This is a genomic window from Stenotrophomonas sp. AS012628, from assembly GCF_010608305.1.
In the GTDB taxonomy this organism is placed as follows: domain Bacteria; phylum Pseudomonadota; class Gammaproteobacteria; order Xanthomonadales; family Xanthomonadaceae; genus Stenotrophomonas; species Stenotrophomonas geniculata.
This window is the reverse complement of sequence record NZ_VMBJ01000009.1, coordinates 64,284-84,312: the sequence shown is the minus strand read 5'-3', so window position 1 is coordinate 84,312 and position 20,029 is coordinate 64,284. Positions and strand designations below refer to the sequence as shown.

Below are 20,029 nucleotides of genomic sequence, written 5' to 3'. Positions count from 1 at the left end.
GGATGCGGCTCAATCCCCTCCGCCCCCTTTTCAGGGGTCGGGCGCGTACCAGAACGGGATGCGGTACTCGCGGCGTCGCTCCGGGCCGCGTTCGCCCCCTTCGGCATTCCAGACCAGGCTCAGGTCATGGCGACCCGGTGCCAGCGTCGCCATGGGCAGATAGCCCACCAGGCCACGCATGTCGAGATCGCGGCGCTCCATCGGCATGAAGGCGTGCAGGTCAACCGGCGTGCCATCCAGCTGCACCCGCCACAACCGGGACAGGCACTCCACCGCTGCGCTGGCAGCCTTTGCGCCAGTCGCTTCATTGCGTGCGGCGGGCAAGGCGGTGCAGTGCTGGCGCGCCAGCGGGTTGTCGCGCTGGGGGCGGTGTGGAATGAACACACGCAGGCGTGAACCACTGATAGTGTCCGACGGGATCATCGGGTACGGCAGCAGCTGATCGTGCGCCGAACGCATCGATTCGTAATGCGCGCTCAACATGCCGTGTTCGACGGCCTCGTCGGTCATCACCTGGTAGCGGTTGAACAGCGAGAACTTCACCGAACCCAGCACCTGCACCCCGCCCAGCACCATGGCCACCATCACCGCCAGCAGATAGACCGCCATGAACGAACGCGAGCGCAGGTTGCTCTGCAGGGTCAACTGCATGGTCTGCATCAGGCGCAGCAGGGGAATCCGTTGCAGGCCCGCCAGGAAGCGCTGCAGCCACCGCTGCACGCCGTCATAGGGCTGGTCGCGCCGCTGCCGGCGCGCAATGACACGCTCCAGCAGTGCAGGAACCAGTGCGAGTACAAGCAGGCTGGCCAGCACGGTACCGACCACGATCATGGCCACACGATCGGAACCACCGGCAAGCGCACTGATCGCCATCGCCACGCACAACGTCAGCACGGCCATCACCAGGGTGCCGGCCAGCGTCTGTACCGCCAGCAGCGTGGTGGAGAAGAGCATGGTGGCCAAACGATCAGCGCGTTCGATGCTGCCGTCCAGGCCACCGTCGCGCGCCTTGAGGAAAGCGCGCGATACCGGGCCCATCTGCGGCAGCCGTTCCCAGTCGATGCCCTTGGGAAAGTGCGATTTCAGCCCGATCAGGCCTATCCAGTACCCGCGCACGGTCAAGTGCGCGATCAGCGCTACCGCCAGCACGTAACACATGCCCACGCTGATGCTGAAACCAAACCACAGCACCTGGAAGTACATGCCTTCCGTGTGCAGGCTGCTGCGCGCCCACGCATCGAACAGGTACCCAGGCACCGCCAACAGTGCGAACGCCAGCAGGCCGGAAATGAACAGTTCCAACTCATCGGTACGCTCACGCAGCCGACCGAAGCGCGTGCTCGCCTCGGGTCCGGGCTCGGCAACCGGCACGTGCGACTCTGCGACGGGCAATTCGTTCACAGGGCATTCATCCTTGGAGGTCGGCGCAGTATAGGCACGACACAGCGGCCGGCGATACGGGGCCCACAACGAGGAACGCCGGCACGGGGCCGGCGTTCGAGGAACTGCGTTGCGGAAGGGGGATTACGCTGTTGGCATCATCGGTCAGCGGTAAACGCGTTCGCAGCGGCGTTCGACCACGCGGTCGCCGTTCTTCTGCTGGCTGTTGCCCTGGATCTGGCGGCCGGCAGCGCCGCCCGCTACGGCACCGGCCACGGTGGCCAGCTTCTTGCCGTTGCCACCGCCCACCTGGTTGCCCAGCAGGCCACCAATCACAGCGCCAGTGGCGGTACCGGCGATGCGGTTGGGATCGCGCGAATTACGCTGCACTTCCACGTTCTTGCAGACCACGCGGCTGCCGTCATTGAACTTGCGTCCCTCATCGCGCGGCCCATAGGTCTGCGCGCCGGCCACCGACGAAGCCGCCAGCAGGGTGCCCAGCACAAGCAATCGGGTCGAGGTCTTCATGGCCATCTCCTGAGTTCCGGTATGGCACCAGTGTCCTCCCGCGGTTGGCAACCGGAAGTGAAATGCGCGTGTCCGCCACTTCATCGGCCATCGCACGTTCAGGAAGAAAATCCGCGCCCATCGCGACCAGCCGTCGCGATGGGCGCCGTCTCCCTGCCGGCATTGCCCTCTGCTAGAACTCTTCCCAACCACCCGCATTGGCGGCCAGCGTCGGCTCAAGCCGCGGCGACAGCACCGCAGGCCGGCGTACCGGCGCAACCGATGCCGCCACGGCTGCCAGCGCCGGGCGTACTGCGGCGGCGGCGGTCACCGCCCCCGTGCGGAACACCGACACGGCTTCGGCCAGCAGGTTCGCCTGCTCCTCCATCGAGCGCGCTGCGGCACTGGCTTCTTCGACCAGCGCGGCATTCTGCTGGGTGGTCTCATCCATCTGCACCACCGCCTGGTTGACCTGTTCGATGCCCGAGCTCTGCTCCTGGGAGGCAGCAGAGATATCGGCCATGATGTCGGTCACGCGCTGCACCGAGGCCACGATCTCGCCCATCGTGGTGCCGGCCTGGCGGACCAGCGCCGAGCCATCGGCGACCTTGCCGACCGAATCCTCGATCAGGCCCTTGATCTCCTTGGCCGCGCCCGCCGAGCGCTGCGCCAGCGTACGCACTTCGCTGGCCACCACGGCAAAGCCCCTGCCCTGTTCCCCGGCACGCGCAGCTTCGACCGCCGCGTTCAGCGCGAGGATATTGGTCTGGAAGGCGATGCCATCGATGACCGAGATGATCTCGGCGATCTTCTTCGACGCGGCTTCGATGGCCGACATCGTGGTGACCACCTGCCCGACCACTTCACCGCCCTGCGAGGCAACACCATGCGCGCCGATGGCCAGCTGGTTGGCCTGGCGTGCGTGCTCGGCGTTCTGCTTCACGGTAGAGGTCAGTTCCTCCATCGACGCTGCCGTTTCTTCCAGGTTCGCCGCCTGCTGTTCGGTACGCCGCGACAGGTCGGTGTTGCCCGAGGCGATCTCGCCCGCTGCCAGGTTGATGCTGGAAGCACTGGCCTGGATACGGCCCACGATCTGCTTGAGCTGATCGACGGTGGCGTTGCAGTCATCACGCATGCGCGCGAACACGCCGTGGAAATCCCCCTGCATGCGCACGGTCAGGTCGCCGCGCGAGATGGCCTGCAGCAGGGTCGAGACCTGCACCAGGTTCTCGTCGGTGGTCTGCATCAGGCGATTGAGCCCTGCCACCATGTCGCGGAAATCGTAGGCGAAGCGATCTTCATCACCGCGCAGGCTGAAGTCGCCTGCCGCGGCCGCTGTCGCCAGCCGGCGGATCTCGCTGTTGATCGCCGACAGGCTGGACTTGGTTTCGTCCATCGCCTGGGTGATCGCCGCCTTCTCGCCGGGCAGCGGGTCCATGTCCACCGACAGATCGCCGCGTGCGTAGTGCTTCATCACCTCGATCAGCCGGTTCTGTACCTGCACGTGCGATCCAACCAGCGCATTGGTCTCATGCACCATGCGCCCGTAGTCGCCGGGGAATGCGCTCTCGTCCATGCGGTAGCTGAGGCTGCCGGCATCGTGCTGGCGTGCCAGCTCGCCCTGCGCCGCCATCACCGACTGCAGCTGTGCCTGCATGCGCTGCATCGACTTCAGCAGCTGGGTCAGCTCGTCGTTGCCGGTGGCGTCGATGCTGCTGTCCAGGCGGCCACTGGCGATGCCGTCGGCCAGCTTCACCGCGCCTTCCAGCGGACGGGTCAGGCTGCGGGTGATCGCCCAGGCCGCCAACGTGCCCAGCAGCAGGCTCAGTGCCCCGAACGCGATCGACAGCGTGCCGGTCCACGATTCGGTTGCGCGGTACTCTTCGCGGCTGCGTTCGGTCAGTGTTTCCTGGTGGCGCAGCAGGGCCGAGATGGATTCATTCCAGGCCGTTGCCAGACCGTGCTCGGCCAGCAGCTCCTTCGCTGCCCCATCAAAATCCCCCACCTTCATGCGCTCATGCAGTTGCTGGGTTGATGCATCGGTGGCCTTTCGTGCCGCCTCGATGCGCGCGACCAGGGTATCGCCGGTGGCGTCACGCGGAATCTTGATGTACTTGGCCCAGATACCGTCATAGGTCCGCGACAACTCCTGGGCACGCTGGTAATCCCTGTCGAACTCATCACCCCGCTTGATCACCATCAGGCGGCGATGCATCAGCACCGCGTTGTTGGTATCAAGCATGTCATTCAACAAACGCATCTTGACCATGTTGACGTCCACCACTTTCTCGAACTGGGCGGATTTCAGCTGATTCCCATACAGCACCAGGCCAACGATGGCCATGATGAACAGCAGCAGCAGACCGAAGCCGGCGCCAAGCCGGGATCCCACACGGAGATTACGTAAGGCAAGCATCTCAATTCCCTTGATCGTGGCCGTACGTTCGATGGCGGCGCAGCGAAGGGAAACTTTACGGGACTTTATATATGGACCGATCCAAATATATGGAACTGTGCAGGCAGTCAGAAAAAAAGGCGGCAGATAATGGCGCCATATCATTATTGAATACCGCTGACACGCCAGCGCCCGATGAAAATCACGCAGGTTTAACACCATAATCATGCCAGCTCCATCCGAAGCGGCCCTGGATTATCTGCGCCGGACACAACCGCCGCCCGGGAGGGCTACAGTCTGCAGATGACACGGATCCTGCACATCGAAGGCGCGTCCATCAACGACATCGCCAGCCTCTACGTGGAAATCAATCGCGTGTTCATGGCCGACGAAGACTGGCAACTGGGCGCAAGCCTGGATGCGCTTGATGACCTGCTTCACGGCGGCTACGGCGCTCTCGCAGGCCATGCCATCGCCACGGTGGTGTGGCGTGACATCGCCCACAGCCGCGATGCACTGGGCCGCGAGACCACGCGCGCCTGGCTGCAGTCGAAACTCGCTCAGGGCGGCAGGTTCAACGGTGCGGCCATCCACGCTCAGTTGACGGCACTGGCGTTTGGCCAGGGACAGACCTACTTCGAGATCGTCATGGAGATCTTCGGCAGCCATCCGCAGATCACCCTGGTGCCTGGCTGAGCGGGCTGCAGCGACCAGCCCCACATCAGCTCAGAGCTTGGCCAGGGCCTCGCCAAGACGGCGCGGGAACGCCACCTCGCTGGCCAGGTGCCATGCGCGTGCATTGGCGCCCAGCCGGGTCCACTCGGCCTCATCCATCGCCAGCGCGCGCTCGACGGCCTGTTCCAGCGCCTTCTCATCCACATGCCAGGTCCTGGACAGATGGCAGGGCTCGCCCTCGTGCGCGGCAACCAGGATGCCGCGGCTGTCGTCGATCATCTGATTCATCGGCGCGCCGTCACAGGTGATCACCACCGCCCCGCAGCTCATCGCTTCCACCAGATAGTGGCCCCAGCCTTCGGTCTGCGACAGGCACAGGTGGAACGCATGTTCGTTCTGCAGGCGCTGCACTTCCTGGTCGGGCAGCCGCTCGCGGACGATTCTCAGGTTCGCGGCACCGCCCTCATCTTCGTCCGAAGGGCCGCCGCGCAGGATGGTCAGCAAGGGCCATTCGGGGTGCCGTTTCCAGACATTGACGAGTGCAGCCGTTCCCTTCATACGGCTGGTACCGGCCGCATGCAGGAAGCTGCGCGGCCTGCGCGGCACTGCCGGGTCGTAGCGGTCACGGCTGCAGAAACCGACTTCCAGCGCGCGCATGCCCAGCGCGTTGAAGATGCGCGTGGCTTCTTCGGTCTTGGTCAGCAACGCATCGAACCGCGGCAGGATCCGCAGGCTGCGTGCGGACACCCATTCCGGATTCGGGATCAACAGATTGACGTTGGCCAGTCCGAAGCTCGCCGGCCGGACATGTTCCAGCGAGATGTTGACGTCGAACCGGGCGGGCGTGCGCCCCAGGCTCAGCCACGAGGCCAGCAGCCTGCGCAGGCGCATTCCGCGGAGTTTCCAGGCGCCACCATTGCGGACCGCGTCCAGGCGGCTGACCGTCACCGTGTGCCCGAGCTGCTGCAACGAGCGCTCGATCACCTGGATGTCATGGGACAGCCCACGCTGGTTGTCGGCGGCCAGCAGATGGATATGCGCCATCAGGAGGGACTCCCTGGCCGGAGCAGGTCACGCGCCGGCAAGGCGGTCGCCAGCATGAAACCCAGCACCAGGTAGAAATAGAACGAATGCGGCATCGCCCGGTAGAACACGTTGTCCGTGAACGCCGAAAGCGCATAGACGATGACCACGGCAAGTCCGGCGGTGGCGATCATCGCGGTGATGTCGTCGGCGTGGCCGAGACGTCGCACGAAATGGATGCCGGGCAGGATGAAGACCAGCAGCATGATCAGCAGCAGCGGCACGCCACCGGTCACCGCCGCTTCCAGGTACTCGTTGTGTGGGTGGTTGTAGCGGAAGATCGACTCGGACACCTCGCCGCGGGCGATGCCCTCACGTGCATAGGTACCGAACTGGTTCAGGCCCACCCCCGCCACGGGATGCTCGGCGAAGGCGTCGACCGCCACACCCCACATGGCGATGCGCTCGCGGACCGAGCCGACCTCGTTTTCCTGGTTGAAACCGGAGATCTCGCCACTGACCTCACCGAAGCGCTGGATCACCTCATGGTTCAGCACCGAGGTGGCGCCGACCACGCCAATGACCAGGGCACCGACGAAGGCCAGTGCCCCCCGCCAGCGCCGGGTGCGCCGGACGTGCACCGCAATCACCATCAGCATGGCGGGAATGAACGCCAGGATCGGCCCGCGGCTCTGCGCCAGGATCGAACCATAGACGCCGACGGCGATGGCCACGCCGTGCAGCCAGCGTTCGGCCGGATGGACATTGGGCTGGATCAACCGGATGACCGAGAACAGCGCCATGCACAGCGTCACCATGGTGAACTCGATGGCGGTCCATTCGCCGCCACTGAAACCGTGCGCGCGTTCAAGGCCCATCACGTGGTGCTGCACGATGCACGACCCGCCGAAGACCAGGGTGGACAGGGCGAAGATCTTCCAGATCAGGCGCCAGTCCAGCGCAGTGGCGAACACCGCAGCGGTGCCCAGGTAGAGCAGTGTCTGTGCCGGAAGGTCCAGTTCGTTCCAGCGCAGCCCGTGCCAGAGGATGCTGTAGAAGGCATAGGCCAGGCGCAGGAAGCAGACGATCACGATGAACCGGGCGATGCGGTAGCGCAGGCGGACATCGGGCTGGCGGCGGATCAGAACCACGCCGGTGACCAGCAGGGCCAGCAGCAGCACCGCCTTCAGCAAGGTGTAGGGTGCGGAGCCGGCAAGCGGAACGATGGCGACCAGGATGCTCAGCAGGACGGTACGCCAGGTGTAACGAGGTTCGGCGGCCATGCAGGCTGCAGTCATGCTTGTTCTTTCCATCAACGCCCGCCCGGGGTGAGTCGCCCCGGTTTCCATGGAGGCCGCTTGGCGGAAATCGCCGGGGCTGACACTACCGTGGGGCCCCGTGGAAATCAACCAAACCGCAGGTGTACGGGGGCCTGCGTTGGCGTACGGACAGTCGCGGGCAACCGCCCTTGTCTCTGGGCTTCCGGTCGGGATCATCGACCGCCCCAGGTCGCTACACTAACGATCTCTCCGGCCATGCCTGCGCGTGGCCACGCCCCGACGCCCTGCCAAGACGCGAAACGCCCCAAGTGACTGATACAAAAGACAACACCAGCAACGCCAAGGCGTCCAAGGACCACACCCCGCTGATGAAGCAGTTCTTCGCGGCCAAGTCCGATTACCCGGACCTGCTGCTGTTCTTCCGCATGGGTGACTTCTACGAACTGTTCTATGACGACGCCCGCAAGGCGGCGCGCCTGCTCGACATCACCCTGACCCAGCGCGGCAGCTCCGGGGGCGCACCGATCCCGATGGCCGGCGTGCCGGTACATGCCTATGAAGGCTACCTGGCGCGGCTGGTGGCACTGGGCGAGTCGGTGGCGATCTGCGAACAGATCGGCGACCCGGCGCTGGCCAAGGGCCTGGTCGAGCGCAAGGTAGTGCGCATCGTCACCCCCGGCACGGTCACCGACGAGGCGCTGCTGGATGAACGCCGCGACACCCTGCTGATGGCCCTGTCGCGCAGCAAGCAGGGCTACGGCCTGGCGTGGGCCGACCTGGCTGGCGGCCGCTTCCTGGTCAACGAAGTGGAAACCGACGACGCCCTGGAAGCCGAGCTGGCACGGCTGGAGCCGGCCGAGCTGCTGGTGCCCGACGAAGAAAACTGGCCGGAGTTCCTGCGCCAGCGCACCGGCGTGCGTCGCCGCGCGCCGTGGCTGTTCGATGCCGACAGTGGCCGCCGCCAGCTGCTGAACTTCTTCAAACTGCATGACCTGAGCGGCTTCGGCATCGATGACAAGCCGCGCGCGACCGCTGCCGCCGGCGCCCTGCTCGGCTATGTCGAGGAAACCCAGAAGCAGCGCCTGCCGCACCTGACCTCCATCGCGATGGAGACTGCCGGCGAGGCGATCGCGATGAACGCCGCCACCCGCCGCCATCTGGAACTGGATACGCGTGTTGATGGCGACACCCGCAATACGCTGCTGGGCGTGCTCGACAGCACGGTGACGCCGATGGGCGGCCGCCTGCTGCGGCGCTGGCTGCATCGTCCGCTGCGCCTGCGCGAGGTGCTGGTACAGCGCCACCATGCGGTGGAAACCCTGATCGATCGCGGCAGCGACGCTGACATCCGCGAGCAGTTCCGCCGCCTTGGCGACCTGGAACGCATCCTCACCCGCGTGGCGCTGCGCTCGGCGCGCCCGCGCGATTTCTCCACCCTGCGCGACGGCCTGGGCCTGCTGCCGGCGGTGCGCGACGTGCTGGCCCCGCTGGACTCACCACGCCTGCAGGCCCTGCATGCGGCGCTGGGCGAGCACGACGAGTGCGCGCAGCTGCTGGCCAGCGCCATCGCCGAGATGCCGCCGCTGAAGTTGAGCGACGGCGGCGTGCTGGCCGATGGCTTCGATGAAGAGCTGGACGAACTGCGCCGCCTGTCCACCCACGCCGACCAGTTCCTGGTCGACCTGGAACAGCGCGAGCGCGAAAGCAGCGGCATTGCCACCCTGAAGGTGGGCTACAACCGTGTGCATGGCTACTACATCGAAATCAGCAAGGGCCAGTCCGACCGCGCGCCGGTGCACTACACCCGCCGCCAGACGCTGACCAATGCCGAGCGCTACATCACCGAAGAACTGAAGGCGTTCGAGGACAAGGTGCTGTCCGCGCGCGACCGTTCGCTGTCGCGCGAGAAGTACCTGTACGAGCAGCTGCTGGATACCCTCGGCGGGCAGCTGGAGCCGCTGAAGCAGTGCGCCGCCGCACTCAGCGAACTGGACGTGCTGGCCGCCTTCGCCGAACGCGCGCAGGCGCTGGACTGGGCCCGGCCGGAACTGCAGGCCGAGCCGTGCCTGAAGATCGAACGCGGCCGCCACCCGGTGGTCGAGGCGGTACGCGAGCAGCCGTTCGAACCGAACGACCTGGACCTGCATCCGGACCGCCGGATGCTGGTCATCACCGGCCCGAACATGGGCGGTAAATCGACCTACATGCGGCAGAACGCGCTGATCGTGCTGCTGGCCCACATCGGCAGCTTCGTGCCGGCCAGCCGCGCATTGATCGGCCCGATCGACCGCATCCTCACCCGCATCGGCGCCGGTGACGACCTGGCCCGCGGGCAGTCGACCTTCATGGTCGAGATGGCCGAGACCAGCTACATCCTGCATCACGCCACCGCGCATTCGCTGGTGCTGATGGATGAAATCGGCCGCGGCACCTCCACCTACGATGGCCTGGCGCTGGCCGACGCGGTGGCCCGCCACCTGGCCTACCAGAACCGCTGCTACACGCTGTTCGCCACCCACTACTTCGAGCTGACCGCGCTGGCCGATGAGCAGCACGAAGGCGGCCGCAGCGGTATTGCCAACGTGCACCTGGACGCGGTCGAGCACGGTGAGGCGCTGGTGTTCATGCACGCGGTGAAGGACGGCCCGGCCAACCGCAGCTTCGGCCTGCAGGTGGCGGCCCTGGCAGGCCTGCCGCGCGCCACCGTAGCGCAGGCGCGCCGTCGCCTGGCCGAGCTGGAACAGCGCGGCGGTGAAAGCCATGCCGCCGAGCTGGCACCACAGGCATTGGATGCACCGCAGCAGTTCGGCCTGTTCGCGGCGCCATCGAACAAGGCACAGGAAGCACTGGCCGCCATCGATCCGGACGAACTGACGCCGAAGCAGGCGCTGGAAGCGTTGTATCGCTTGAAAGCGCTGCTGTAGCCGCAGCGCAAGCGCTTGGCCTCCTGCCTCGCAGGAGGCCCATCGAAAGATTTCGCAAATCTGATTCTGAGTTTCAATTGACAGAATCTATCAACCTGAACGAATCATTCGATTATTCATTTCATCTGGCGCTAGCTAAAGTCGAGTGAAGATGTTCCACCCCGTCTTCACCCGCAGGAGCCAGCCATGAGCCAGTCCGATAACAACAGCCCCAAATGCCCGTATCACACCGCGCCGTCGCCTGCGGAAGGCGCCCAGCAGCAGCGCGAGCTGAGCACCACGCCGAAACAGAAGCAGGGCGATGATCCGGTGACCCCGATGACCACGGCCTTCGGCGCGCCGGTGGTGGACAACCAGAACAGCAAGACCGCCGGCCCACGCGGCCCGCTGCTGATGGAAGACGTCTGGCTGCTGGAAAAGCTGGCCAACCTCAACCGCGAGATCATTCCCGAGCGTCGCATGCACGCCAAGGGCTCGGGCGCGTTCGGTACCTTCACCGTCACCCACGACATCAGCAAGTACACCCGCGCCAAGCTGTTCGAGAAGGTCGGCAAGCAGACCGAGATGTTCGCCCGCTTCACCACGGTGGCCGGCGAGCGTGGCGCCGCCGATGCCGAGCGTGACATCCGCGGCTTCGCGCTGAAGTTCTACACCGAAGAAGGCAACTGGGACCTGGTCGGCAACAACACGCCGGTGTTCTTCCTGCGCGACCCGCGCAAGTTCGCCGACCTCAACAAGGCCGTGAAGCGCGACCCGCACACCAACCTGCGCAGCGCGCGCAACAACTGGGATTTCTGGACGCTGCTGCCCGAAGCCCTGCTGCAGGTGACCGTGGTGATGAGCGATCGCGGCATCCCGCGCAGCTTCCGCCACATGCACGGCTTCGGCTCGCACACCTACAGCTTCACCAACGCCGACAGTGAGCGCTTCTGGGTCAAGTTCCACTTCGTCAGCCAGCAGGGCATCGAATCGCTGACCGACGCGCAGGCGCAGATCCTGGTCGGCCATGACCGCGAAAGCCACGGCCGCGACCTGTTCGCCGCGATCGAGAAGGGTGACTTCCCGAAGTGGAAGCTGTTCATCCAGGTCATGCCGGAACTGGATGCGGAAACCTACCGCGTGCACCCGTTCGACCTGACCAAGGTGTGGCCGAAGAGCGACTACCCGCTGATCGAAGTGGGCCAGTTCGAACTGAACCGCAACCCGGTCAACTGGTACCAGGACGTTGAGCAGTCCGCGTTCGCACCGAGCAACCTGGTGCCGGGCATCGGCCCCTCGCCGGACAAGATGCTGCAGGCGCGCCTGTTCGCCTACTCCGATGCGCAGCGCTACCGCCTGGGCGTGAACCACCATCAGATTCCGGTGAACGCCGCACGCTGCCCGGTGCACAGCAACCACCGCGACGGTGCGATGCGCGTGGACGGCAACTACGGTGGCCTGCCGCACTACGAGCCGAACAGCTACGGCCAGTGGCAGGAGCAGCCGGAGTACCGCGAGCCGCCGATGAAGATCCGCGGTGACGCCGACTTCTGGAACTTCCGCGAAGACGACGCCGACTACTTCAGCCAGCCCGGTGCGCTGTTCCGCAGCTACAACCAGGCGCAGAAGGACCGCTTGTTCGCCAACACCGCCCGTGCCCTGGGCGATGCGCCGGACTTCATCAAGCAGCGCCACATCGACAACTGCAGCAAGGCCGACCCGGCCTACGGTGCCGGTGTGGCCGCGGCGCTGAAGGCGCTGGCCAGCCAGCCGTCGGATCCGTTCAAGCCGGCCCAGCCGGAAGCGGACTTGCCCACCGCCACCCCGGGCGCCGAAGACATCGAGCTCTGACCGCCCTCCCGCGTGAACGGCACGCCGCCTCCCTGCGAGGCGGCGTCGCCGTTTTAACGGTCCGCGTCGTACCTTCTGCACGCCCAACCCCAATCAAGGATTCCGCAGATGAGCCTGACCGATGAACTTCTCGCCAAGTTGCAGGGCGCCCCGCTGCAGCAGGTGTCGCAGCAGCTCGGCATCAGCGATACCCAGGCTTCCGGCGCGATCAGTGCCGCGCTGCCGGTGCTGATGGGCGCGCTGGGCAACAACGCCTCGCAGCCGCAGGGCGCGCAGGCACTGCTCGGCGCCTTGCAGAACAACCACAGTGGCCTGGACCTGGGCAGCGTGCTCGGCTCGGTGCTGGGTGGCGGCGGCGGCGGTGCCGCCAGCGATGGCGCAGGCATCCTCGGCCACATCTTCGGCGGCAGCCAGCAGAAGGTGGAAACCGGCCTGGCCCAGGCCACCCAGCTCGACAGCGGCCGCACCAGCCAGCTGCTGCAGATCCTCGCGCCGATCGTGATGGCCTTCCTTGCCCAGCGCCTCGGTGGCGGCCAGGCCGATGCCGGCTCGCTCAGCCAGGCCCTGGGCCAGGAAAAGCAGCAGGTGCAGCAACAGGGCGGTCTTGCCGGTGGCCTGCTCGGCAGCCTGCTGGACCAGGACGGTGACGGCCAGCTCGGCGTGGGCGATCTGCTCAAGATCGGCGGCAGCCTGCTGGGTGGCAAGCGCTGAACGATGCCGCCGCCGGGCGTGGCCCGGCGTGATCGGCATCTCCATGGAACGCGCCGGGCAATGCCCGGCGTCTTACCGGTTGCCCGCCTTCAACCGCTCCAGGATCGGCGCAAACACCGGTGCCTTCATCGAACGCGGCGGCGCCACGGTCTTCCCCTTCTCCTGCGCCTGCCAGTACGACCACGGCAGCGGACTGTCGCCCAGCTCGTAGTCCATGCCATCCCAGCCATCCTCGCGGAACGCGTAGAAGGCCCAGTGCACCTTGTCCTGCTCCAGCACCTGCAGCACGTCCTGCAGGTAGCGGCCGCAGTCGGGCCAGCGCCGCATGCAGCCGAATTCGCCGACCACCATGCGGTTGGCCCTCACGCCGTGCGTCTTCGCCCAGTCCATCGGCTGCTGCAGGTAACTGCGGACCCGCGCGGCATCCCAGCGTTCGCTGTGTTCGCCAAACGGCACCACGCCTGGGTAGCGATACGGCGTGGTGCGCTTCTGGTTAGGCGCGCTGGTTGCGGCATACGGCTCATACATGTGCACGCTGTACAGCAGTTTCGAATCTGCCAGCGGCGCCGGCCAGTAGTTGAAACCGTCGGCAGCGGCGTACCAGCCGGCATCCAGCATCAACGGCATGTCCGCATCGACCGCACGGATGCTGGCGATCAGGTCCGAATAGAAGCGGCGCAGATCGCGTGGACCGTCTTCCACACCGGCGTACCACTGCTGCATGGCCGCGGCCGAGGCATGCTCGGCCAGGCCAGCACCATACTCGGGAACCGGCTCGTTGATCAGGTTGTAGGCGGCCAGTGCGGGATGGCCCTTCAATGCCGTGGCGAGGTCGCTCCAGAAGCGCCGGGCCGGCGCGTGATTGTCGAAGGACTGCCACAGGCGCGGATCGACCTTGTCGCCGTTGTGCTGCTTCCAGCGCAGCAACGGCAACGACAAAGGAGTCAGCACCACTTTCAGCCCAGCCGCGTCGGCATCATCCAGCACCCGCCGCAGCGTGGCCAGGTCGGCCGGAACCAGGCTACGGTAGTCGTCGGCGTTGCCAATCAGGAAGTCACGCCCGCCCTGCCCCTTCCACTTGTCCGGTACCAGCCGTACCCAGGTCGCACCGGTCGCGCGCAGGGCCTCGAAGTAGCTCCGGTCCGGAGGCGACATGTTCATGCTGTTGCCGCCGCGCTGCGGAGTGTCCCAGAACGTGATGTCGGCCGCGTGCAATGGCGCGGCGGCAAGCAGGGACAGGCATAACAGCATGCGATGCATGGGCAGGCTTCCAGAAAGTGGACTTCCAGCCTGCCCCGCCCTTTCCGAATGCACCGTGACTCACGCCTGCTTTCGCGCCGCGATAGGAACCATGCACCGGAATCGCCGTTCGGTCAGAGCGCGTCGATATCGCCCAACGCGCGGATCAACCGCCGCGCGCGCTTGTCCGGTTTGTGCTCTGGCGGTTGGAACCCATCGCGTGCGGCGATGCGCAGCGCACGCTGTTCGGCACGACGGGCCTTGGAGGCCTCGCTCTCGGCATACAGCTGCTGCGCCGCCGGTGCGGGCCCGCGCTGGTCGCTCAGGCCGAGCACCCGGATCTCGAAATGCTCCTCGCCGCGATCCACCTGCAGCTGCTCACCCACACGCACCGCGCGCGAGGATTTCGGACGCTGGCCCGCGACGCTGACCTTGCCGGTTTCGATGGCCTGCTTGGCCAGGCTGCGGGTCTTGAAGAAGCGGGCCGCCCACAACCAGATGTCCAGGCGGACACTGGGCGACAGCGGGGAAAGCTCGGTCATCGGCAGGGACTACTCCGTTCGCTTGTTCAGGGGACGCGGGTTGTCGGGATCGGTGCGGCAGCCGCTGCCCCCGATCAGGGTAGGTACGCCGGCGGAAAGATCCTGGCGCTGGCTGCCGACCAGGCACTCGGGGCGGTCGGTTGGCCGCACCTGGGTATCGCCCAGCCGGTCACCTGTCGAACATGCGGCCAGTGCGGCGCCGATCAAGGCCAGCGCCACGCTCCGCTTCATCTGCAGTCGTTGATGCATTGCCACATCCTGCAAACCGGCTTGGTGCTAGTGTGCGCCTCCCGGGATTCGATCACCACTCCATGGCCAAAGCGCCGATTGACCTGACCTCCGGCCCGATCGGCCGCAATCTCCTGCTGTTTTCCCTGCCGATCCTGGCAGGCAACATCGCGCAGTCGCTGAACGGTTCGGTGAATGCGGTCTGGGTCGGGCGCTTCCTCGGCGAGGCGGCACTGACCGCCACCGCGAACGCCAACAACATCATGTTCTTCCTCATCGGCTCGGTGTTCGGCTTCGGCATGGCCTCGACCATCCTGATCGGCCAGGCCATCGGCGCGCGCGACATCGCGCATGCGCGGCGCGTGGTCGGCACCAGCGCCACCTTCTTCATCGGCCTGTCGGTAATCATCGCCATCGCCGGCTGGTTCATGGCCCATCCGCTGCTGGCGGCGATGGGCACGCCGGCCGCCTCGCTGCCGCTGGCCGAGGCCTACCTGCAGATCATCTTCCTGGCGATGCCGACGCTGTATGCGTTCGCCTTCCTCACCGCCGCGCTGCGCGGTGCCGGTGACTCGCGCACGCCGTTCCGTTTCCTGATGGTCTCGGTGGCACTGGACATCGTGCTGAACCCGGTACTGATCTTCGGCATGGGCCCGTTCCCGGCGCTGGGCATTGCCGGCTCGGCCTGGGCCACGCTGGTCGCGCAGACGCTGTCGCTGGCCGGCCTGCTGCTGTACATGCGGCACAAGCGCCACACGCTGTGGCTGGGCCGTGCCGACATGCGCCTGTTCAAGCTCGACCTGGCCATCCTCAAGGCGCTGGTGGTCAAGGGCGTACCGATGGGCCTGCAGATGGTGCTGATCTCGCTGTCGGTGATCCTGCTGATGACCATGGTCAACCAGTACGGTACCGACACCGGCGCGGGCTACGGCGCCGCGCTGCAGCTGTGGAACTACCTGCAGATGCCGGCGATGGCGATCGGCGCCGCGTGCTCGTCGATGGCCGCGCAGAACGTCGGTGCGCAGCGCTGGGACCGCGTGCGCGGCACCGCGCGCCAGGGCGTGCTGTTCAATTTCCTGCTGACCGGCGCGCTGATCCTGCCGCTGGTGGTGTTCGATCGCCAGCTGCTGGCCCTGTTCCTGCCGCCGGCCAGCCAGGCGCTGGACATCGCCCGCCACCTCAACCACGTGGTGATCGGCTCGTTCCTGTTCTTCGGCGTCAGCTTCGTGATCTCCGGCGTGGTACGCTCCACCGGCGCGGTGATTCCGCCGCTGCTGATCCTGGCCGGTTCGCTGTGGGGCGTGCGCGTGCCGTTCGCCGAGCTGCTGCAGCCGTACTGGGGCGCCGATGCGATCTGGTGGAGCTTCCCGGTCAGTTCGCTGGTGTCGATGCTGCTGTCGCTGGCGTATTACCGCTGGGGTGGCTGGCGCAAGGCGAAGATGATGGGCAAGCCTTCGCACGCCGAAGAACTGGCCACGCCGTCGGAAATTCCGGCCTGCCCACCGTCACCGGTGGCCGACCCGGATGCCACTCCGCCGCGCTGAGGTGGGTGCGGACCGTTGGTCCGCACAGGCGCGGCCCTCAAAGCCGGGCATGGGCTCGGCGCTACAGGAGGCGGTCAGCGTTTCTTCTTCGCCGCGTTGAACGCCGCCGCCGCGCGCAGCAACGCCTTCAACGCAGCGGCATTCGGCATCGCACCTTCATGGATGTCGATCGCGCGCCGCGTGTTGCCCTCCAGGCTGGCGTTGAACAGGCCTTTCGGATCGGCCAGCGCCGCCCCGTTGGCGAAGGTCAGCTTCACCGCCTGCTTGTAGGTCTCGCCGGTGCACAGGATGCCGTTGTGCTCCCACACCGGTGTACCGCGCCACTTCCAGGTTTCCTGCACGTCCGGCAGCGCTTCATGGATCAACGCACGCACGCGTGCCAGCACTTCGCCACGCCAGTCGCCCAGCTCGGCGATGCGCGCATCGATCAGTTCAGTTGCCGGGGTTCCGGCATCGGCAGGGTTCGGTGCATGCGTGGCCATCAGCAGCTCTCGTCGGGAAGGAAACCAGAACGTCGGGGTTACATGCGCTCACCGGGCAACGCGGCGGCCTGGCGCACCCAGTCGAGGAACTGTGCTTCATCCAGCGCGCCATCCTGCGGGATGTGCAGGTAGCGCGTATCGGCACTCCTGGACGGCTCGGGTGGCATCGGCTTCAGTGCAGCGCCACGGAAGAACGCCACCTTGATGTAGCGGGTGAAGCAATGGAAGCTGAGGAACCAGCCTTCGCCCGGCGCCACCGCATGCATCGGCGAGTTCCACTTCACCGCCTTGCGCACGCCGGGTACAGCCTGCTCGATCAGCGCATCCAGCTGTGCGCCGATCGGCCGCTTCCAGTCCGGCATGGCGGCGATGTACGCCTGCACCGGGGCATCGCCCTCGCCCTTGGCGATCTGCGGGTTGCCGCCGGACAGCAGCGTGGGCGCGGCGAAAGGTGCGGTTCGCTTGGCAGGCATCGCACGGTACGGCCATCGGGATGAAGCCGCAGCCTAGCGCGGCCGGTAGCCGGCAGTCACGGCGCAGTGCGCCATCGGCTCAGTCCGCCTGCCGTGCCCGGAACTGCCGCCAGTCCGGTAGCTTGCGGTGCCGGCGCAGCGAGCGCATCAGCGCCGCCATCACAATGCCGAACAGCGCACCGGCCACCAGGCCGGCCACCAGCAACAGCGCCAGCGGGCGCTCGCTGCCCTGCCACAGCATCAGCCACATCAGCGCGGTCCAGAACAGCCCAAACAACAGGCCCTGCACCAGCGCGTTGGTGCCGAAGCCGGCCAGGATCGGCGGTGGCAGTGCGATGCCCACGCGCCACAGCAGGCGATGCAGCAACGGCGCCGATTGCACGCGTGCCAGCCCCTTGCCGTCGAGGAAGCGCAACGCCGACTGGATCACGGGCGGATAGTGCCGGTTGATGTCATTCATCACCCGATCGTGGCCGATGCGATGCCGGAAACGCAAACGGCCACCCGAAGGTGGCCGTTGCGGCAACAACCGAAGTTGTTTATCAGGCCTTGTCGGCCAGACGGGCAGCCTTGGCGGCAGCAGCGGCAGCCAGGTCTTCCTTGATGCGGGCAGCCTTGCCTTCCAGGCCACGCAGGTAGTACAGCTTGCCGGCGCGGACCTTACCACGACGCTTCACTTCGACCGAGTCGATGATGGCGCTGTGGGTCTGGAACACGCGCTCGACGCCGTAGCCGTGCGAGATCTTGCGGACGGTGAACGAGGAGTTCAGGCCAGCATTCTTGGTGGCGATGACAACGCCTTCGTAGGCCTGCACGCGCTCGCGGCTGCCTTCCTTCACCTTCACGTTGACGACAACGGTGTCGCCCTGGCTGAACTTCGGCAGTTCACGGGTGATCTGGGCGGATTCGAATTCCGCGACGATGGACTTGTTCAGCTTGCTCATGGGTTACACCGATTCTTGTTCGGGTGGGCGTGTCGTATCGACAACGTAGGCTCATGCAGTCACCGGACTGTGCTGCACGTTTGTTTTGGGTACTGCGCGCGCCGACCGGGGTCGACGGGAATTGGCCATGATAGCCGATAAAGCCAGCCCTGCGCTAGGGGCTGGCCTTGTGTTTCGGGGCTTGGCGGGCCTGGTCCAGCAGTTTGCGGTCGGCCTTGCCCAGCGCCTGTTCATCCAGCAGGTCCGGGCGTCGCTGGGCGGTACGGACCAGCGACTGCTGGCGGCGCCAGGCCGCGATGGCCGCGTGGTTGCCCGAGCGCAGCACATCCGGCACGTCACCCAGCGGATGCTGGGCCGGCTGGCTGTAATGCGGGCAGTCGAGCAGGCCGAGGTCACCCTCGAAGCTGTCCTGCGCCGCCGATTCAGCGTCATTCAGGGCGCCGTCCTGCAGGCGGGCCACGGCGTCGATGATCACCGCCGCACCCAGTTCGCCGCCGGACAGCACGTAGTCGCCGAGGGAAATCTCCTCGTCGACGTTGGCCTCCAGGAAACGCTCGTCGATGCCTTCATAGCGGCCGCAGAGCAGGACCATGCGCGGCAGGGCCGCTAGTTCCCGCACCTTGGCCTGGGTCAACGGCGCGCCCTGCGGGCTGAGGTAGATCACCCGTGCCGGCGTCGTATCAGCATCGCGGATCGCCTGCAGGCAGGCCTGCAGCGGCTCGATCAGCATCACCATGCCCGGGCCACCACCGAACGGACGATCGTCCACCCGGCGGTAGTTGCCTTCGGCGTAATCACGGGGGTTCCAGCCATGCAGGCTGAACAACCCCTTCTCCTGCGCGCGCCCGACCACGCCCAATCCGGCGGACTGGGCGAGGAACTCGGGAAACAGGGTGATGACGTCGAAACGCATGCTCACACTCAGAACTCGGGATCCCAGTCGACCACGACCAGGTTGGCCTCGAAGTCGACCGATTTGACGAAGTCCGGCTGCACGAACGGAATCATCCGCTCGCGGTCACCCCGGACCACCACCACGTCGTTGGCGCCGGTGCTGAACAGATGCGAGACCTGGCCCAGGGCAACGCCCTCGGTGGTCTTCACATCCAGGCCTTCCAGGTCCACCCAGTAGTACTCGTCCGGCTTCGGCGGCGGCAATGCACTGCGGGCCACGTAGATCTCGGTGCCGTGCATCGCTTCGACGGTATCGCGGTCCTCGACGCCGGGGAAACGGGCGACCAGGTGCTTGCCGCTGTCGCGGCCGCGTACACCTTCAATCGTGGTTTCCACGCCGGACGGGCTGCGCACGATCCACGGCTGGTAACGGAAAATGGCGGAACGTGGCTCGGTCCAGGACTCGAGCTTGATCTCGCCGCGCACACCAAAAGCGCCGACAACCCTGCCCAGCAGGATGCGGCGCTCGATATCTTTCATCTGCTTCAACCAAGAGGGCCACGCCGAAGCGTGGCCCGTCAGGATCAGGCCGCAGCGGCCTGGGACTTGGTCGCTTCCTTGATCAGGTTGCGGACCTTGTCGGTCGGCTGGGCGCCGTTCTTGACCCAATGGTCAACGCGGGCCAGGTCCAGCTCGATGCGCTTCTCGGCGCCCTGGGCGACCGGGTTGTAGAAGCCAACGCGCTCGATGTTGCGGCCGTCGCGCGCGCTGCGCACGTCGGTGACGATGATGTGGTAGAACGGACGCTTCTTGGCGCCGCCGCGGGTCAGTCGAATCTTGACCATGGTGTTTTTCCTATTGCCCAGTCGCCAGGATGGCGAGGTAAGCGGGCGATTATAGCGGCAGAGCCCGGCCGAGCCAACCCCATGGGTGACCAGCCTTCACGGTAGTGCTGGGC

At 66.2% G+C, this 20,029-nt stretch carries 20 protein-coding genes; 5 read left to right on the top strand and 15 right to left on the bottom strand.

What is annotated here, in order from left to right; genetic code table 11:
- Positions 1–30: 30 nt before the first annotated feature.
- From G5A07_RS06630 to G5A07_RS06620, 3 genes are all read right to left on the bottom strand, one after another.
- A complete protein-coding gene (locus G5A07_RS06630; RefSeq protein ID WP_043396641.1) occupies positions 31–1,401 on the bottom strand; it encodes a hypothetical protein in 1,371 nt (456 codons plus the stop codon).
- Positions 1,402–1,545: 144 nt separating this feature from the next.
- On the bottom strand, positions 1,546–1,914 hold the full coding sequence (locus G5A07_RS06625) for a glycine zipper 2TM domain-containing protein (protein ID WP_005415760.1): 369 nt from the start codon (positions 1,912–1,914) through the stop codon (positions 1,546–1,548).
- 166 nt (positions 1,915–2,080) lie between these two features.
- Entirely contained in the window at positions 2,081–4,303 is a 2,223-nt protein-coding gene (locus tag G5A07_RS06620; protein ID WP_100448071.1) for a methyl-accepting chemotaxis protein, read from the bottom strand.
- Between the two features lie 282 nt (positions 4,304–4,585).
- Between G5A07_RS06620 and G5A07_RS06615 the strand changes: the two genes are divergently transcribed.
- Positions 4,586–4,978 carry a barstar family protein gene (locus G5A07_RS06615; protein WP_049455629.1) on the top strand — a complete coding sequence of 131 codons (393 nt, stop codon included), beginning with the start codon at positions 4,586–4,588 and terminating at the stop codon, positions 4,976–4,978.
- A 30-nt stretch (positions 4,979–5,008) separates the two neighbouring features.
- On the opposite strand, the gene G5A07_RS06610 is transcribed toward G5A07_RS06615, so the two are convergent.
- Positions 5,009–6,001 carry a glycosyltransferase gene (locus tag G5A07_RS06610; protein ID WP_053442715.1) on the bottom strand — a complete coding sequence of 331 codons (993 nt, stop codon included), beginning with the start codon at positions 5,999–6,001 and terminating at the stop codon, positions 5,009–5,011.
- Positions 6,001–7,278, bottom strand: coding sequence for an O-antigen ligase family protein (locus G5A07_RS06605; RefSeq protein WP_043396651.1), 1,278 nt, complete (start codon positions 7,276–7,278; stop codon positions 6,001–6,003). Before G5A07_RS06605 ends, G5A07_RS06610 begins: the two co-directional genes overlap by 1 nt.
- 350 nt (positions 7,279–7,628) lie before the next feature.
- Here G5A07_RS06605 and mutS point away from each other — a divergent pair, with 350 nt between their 5' ends.
- From mutS to G5A07_RS06590, 3 genes are all read left to right on the top strand, one after another.
- Positions 7,629–10,184: a DNA mismatch repair protein MutS gene (mutS, locus tag G5A07_RS06600; RefSeq protein WP_032952456.1), complete on the top strand. Its 2,556-nt coding sequence runs from the start codon at positions 7,629–7,631 to the stop codon at positions 10,182–10,184.
- A 318-nt stretch (positions 10,185–10,502) separates the two neighbouring features.
- Entirely contained in the window at positions 10,503–12,014 is a 1,512-nt protein-coding gene (locus G5A07_RS06595; RefSeq protein ID WP_191863061.1) for a catalase, read from the top strand.
- A 108-nt stretch (positions 12,015–12,122) separates the two neighbouring features.
- Complete coding sequence (locus G5A07_RS06590; protein ID WP_010483234.1) at positions 12,123–12,725, top strand: DUF937 domain-containing protein; 603 nt, start codon at positions 12,123–12,125, stop codon at positions 12,723–12,725.
- A gap of 72 nt (positions 12,726–12,797) precedes the next feature.
- Here G5A07_RS06590 and G5A07_RS06585 read toward each other — a convergent pair whose 3' ends face one another.
- The 3 genes from G5A07_RS06585 to G5A07_RS06575 form a co-directional block, all read right to left on the bottom strand.
- Entirely contained in the window at positions 12,798–13,985 is a 1,188-nt protein-coding gene (locus G5A07_RS06585) for a cellulase family glycosylhydrolase (protein ID WP_010483236.1), read from the bottom strand.
- Positions 13,986–14,098: 113 nt separating this feature from the next.
- Complete coding sequence (locus G5A07_RS06580; RefSeq protein ID WP_010483238.1) at positions 14,099–14,506, bottom strand: RNA-binding S4 domain-containing protein; 408 nt, start codon at positions 14,504–14,506, stop codon at positions 14,099–14,101.
- Positions 14,507–14,515: 9 nt separating this feature from the next.
- Positions 14,516–14,755, bottom strand: coding sequence for a hypothetical protein (locus G5A07_RS06575; RefSeq protein WP_010483240.1), 240 nt, complete (start codon positions 14,753–14,755; stop codon positions 14,516–14,518).
- A gap of 62 nt (positions 14,756–14,817) precedes the next feature.
- Between G5A07_RS06575 and G5A07_RS06570 the strand changes: the two genes are divergently transcribed.
- Positions 14,818–16,278 (top strand): MATE family efflux transporter, encoded by a 1,461-nt coding sequence (locus G5A07_RS06570; RefSeq protein WP_191863051.1) that lies wholly within the window; start codon positions 14,818–14,820, stop codon positions 16,276–16,278.
- A gap of 74 nt (positions 16,279–16,352) precedes the next feature.
- Here the strand turns inward: G5A07_RS06570 and G5A07_RS06565 are convergent, their stop codons facing one another.
- From G5A07_RS06565 to rpsP, 7 genes are all read right to left on the bottom strand, one after another.
- Entirely contained in the window at positions 16,353–16,760 is a 408-nt protein-coding gene (locus G5A07_RS06565; RefSeq protein WP_010483245.1) for a DUF1801 domain-containing protein, read from the bottom strand.
- Between the two features lie 38 nt (positions 16,761–16,798).
- On the bottom strand, positions 16,799–17,233 hold the full coding sequence (locus tag G5A07_RS06560) for a DUF1801 domain-containing protein (RefSeq protein ID WP_191863050.1): 435 nt from the start codon (positions 17,231–17,233) through the stop codon (positions 16,799–16,801).
- Positions 17,234–17,312: 79 nt separating this feature from the next.
- Entirely contained in the window at positions 17,313–17,693 is a 381-nt protein-coding gene (locus G5A07_RS06555; RefSeq protein WP_043396663.1) for a DUF6404 family protein, read from the bottom strand.
- Between the two features lie 82 nt (positions 17,694–17,775).
- Positions 17,776–18,177, bottom strand: a complete 402-nt coding sequence (gene rplS, locus G5A07_RS06550) for a 50S ribosomal protein L19 (protein WP_005415736.1) — start codon at positions 18,175–18,177, stop codon at positions 17,776–17,778.
- 154 nt (positions 18,178–18,331) lie between these two features.
- The gene (trmD, locus tag G5A07_RS06545) at positions 18,332–19,090 is read right to left on the bottom strand and encodes a tRNA (guanosine(37)-N1)-methyltransferase TrmD (protein ID WP_071305685.1); all 759 of its coding nucleotides are present in this window, start codon (positions 19,088–19,090) and stop codon (positions 18,332–18,334) included.
- Between the two features lie 8 nt (positions 19,091–19,098).
- Positions 19,099–19,611: a ribosome maturation factor RimM gene (rimM, locus tag G5A07_RS06540; RefSeq protein ID WP_010483256.1), complete on the bottom strand. Its 513-nt coding sequence runs from the start codon at positions 19,609–19,611 to the stop codon at positions 19,099–19,101.
- Positions 19,612–19,655: 44 nt separating this feature from the next.
- On the bottom strand, positions 19,656–19,916 hold the full coding sequence (rpsP, locus tag G5A07_RS06535) for a 30S ribosomal protein S16 (RefSeq protein WP_005415733.1): 261 nt from the start codon (positions 19,914–19,916) through the stop codon (positions 19,656–19,658).
- Positions 19,917–20,029: the final 113 nt, after the last annotated feature.

Coding starts and splice junctions, on each gene's coding strand:
- G5A07_RS06555 (WP_043396663.1), bottom strand. CDS start 17,693: ATGAATGACATCAACCGGCACTATCCGCCCGTGATCCAGTCGGCGTTG.
- G5A07_RS06570 (WP_191863051.1), top strand. CDS start 14,818: ATGGCCAAAGCGCCGATTGACCTGACCTCCGGCCCGATCGGCCGCAAT.
- G5A07_RS06615 (WP_049455629.1), top strand. CDS start 4,586: ATGACACGGATCCTGCACATCGAAGGCGCGTCCATCAACGACATCGCC.
- G5A07_RS06595 (WP_191863061.1), top strand. CDS start 10,503: ATGACCACGGCCTTCGGCGCGCCGGTGGTGGACAACCAGAACAGCAAG.
- G5A07_RS06560 (WP_191863050.1), bottom strand. CDS start 17,233: ATGCCTGCCAAGCGAACCGCACCTTTCGCCGCGCCCACGCTGCTGTCC.
- trmD (WP_071305685.1), bottom strand. CDS start 19,090: ATGCGTTTCGACGTCATCACCCTGTTTCCCGAGTTCCTCGCCCAGTCC.
- rplS (WP_005415736.1), bottom strand. CDS start 18,177: ATGAGCAAGCTGAACAAGTCCATCGTCGCGGAATTCGAATCCGCCCAG.
- G5A07_RS06580 (WP_010483238.1), bottom strand. CDS start 14,506: ATGACCGAGCTTTCCCCGCTGTCGCCCAGTGTCCGCCTGGACATCTGG.
- G5A07_RS06610 (WP_053442715.1), bottom strand. CDS start 6,001: ATGGCGCATATCCATCTGCTGGCCGCCGACAACCAGCGTGGGCTGTCC.
- rpsP (WP_005415733.1), bottom strand. CDS start 19,916: ATGGTCAAGATTCGACTGACCCGCGGCGGCGCCAAGAAGCGTCCGTTC.
- G5A07_RS06590 (WP_010483234.1), top strand. CDS start 12,123: ATGAGCCTGACCGATGAACTTCTCGCCAAGTTGCAGGGCGCCCCGCTG.
- G5A07_RS06565 (WP_010483245.1), bottom strand. CDS start 16,760: ATGGCCACGCATGCACCGAACCCTGCCGATGCCGGAACCCCGGCAACT.
- G5A07_RS06605 (WP_043396651.1), bottom strand. CDS start 7,278: ATGACTGCAGCCTGCATGGCCGCCGAACCTCGTTACACCTGGCGTACC.
- G5A07_RS06575 (WP_010483240.1), bottom strand. CDS start 14,755: ATGCATCAACGACTGCAGATGAAGCGGAGCGTGGCGCTGGCCTTGATC.
- G5A07_RS06585 (WP_010483236.1), bottom strand. CDS start 13,985: ATGCATCGCATGCTGTTATGCCTGTCCCTGCTTGCCGCCGCGCCATTG.
- rimM (WP_010483256.1), bottom strand. CDS start 19,611: ATGAAAGATATCGAGCGCCGCATCCTGCTGGGCAGGGTTGTCGGCGCT.
- G5A07_RS06620 (WP_100448071.1), bottom strand. CDS start 4,303: ATGCTTGCCTTACGTAATCTCCGTGTGGGATCCCGGCTTGGCGCCGGC.
- mutS (WP_032952456.1), top strand. CDS start 7,629: ATGAAGCAGTTCTTCGCGGCCAAGTCCGATTACCCGGACCTGCTGCTG.
- G5A07_RS06625 (WP_005415760.1), bottom strand. CDS start 1,914: ATGGCCATGAAGACCTCGACCCGATTGCTTGTGCTGGGCACCCTGCTG.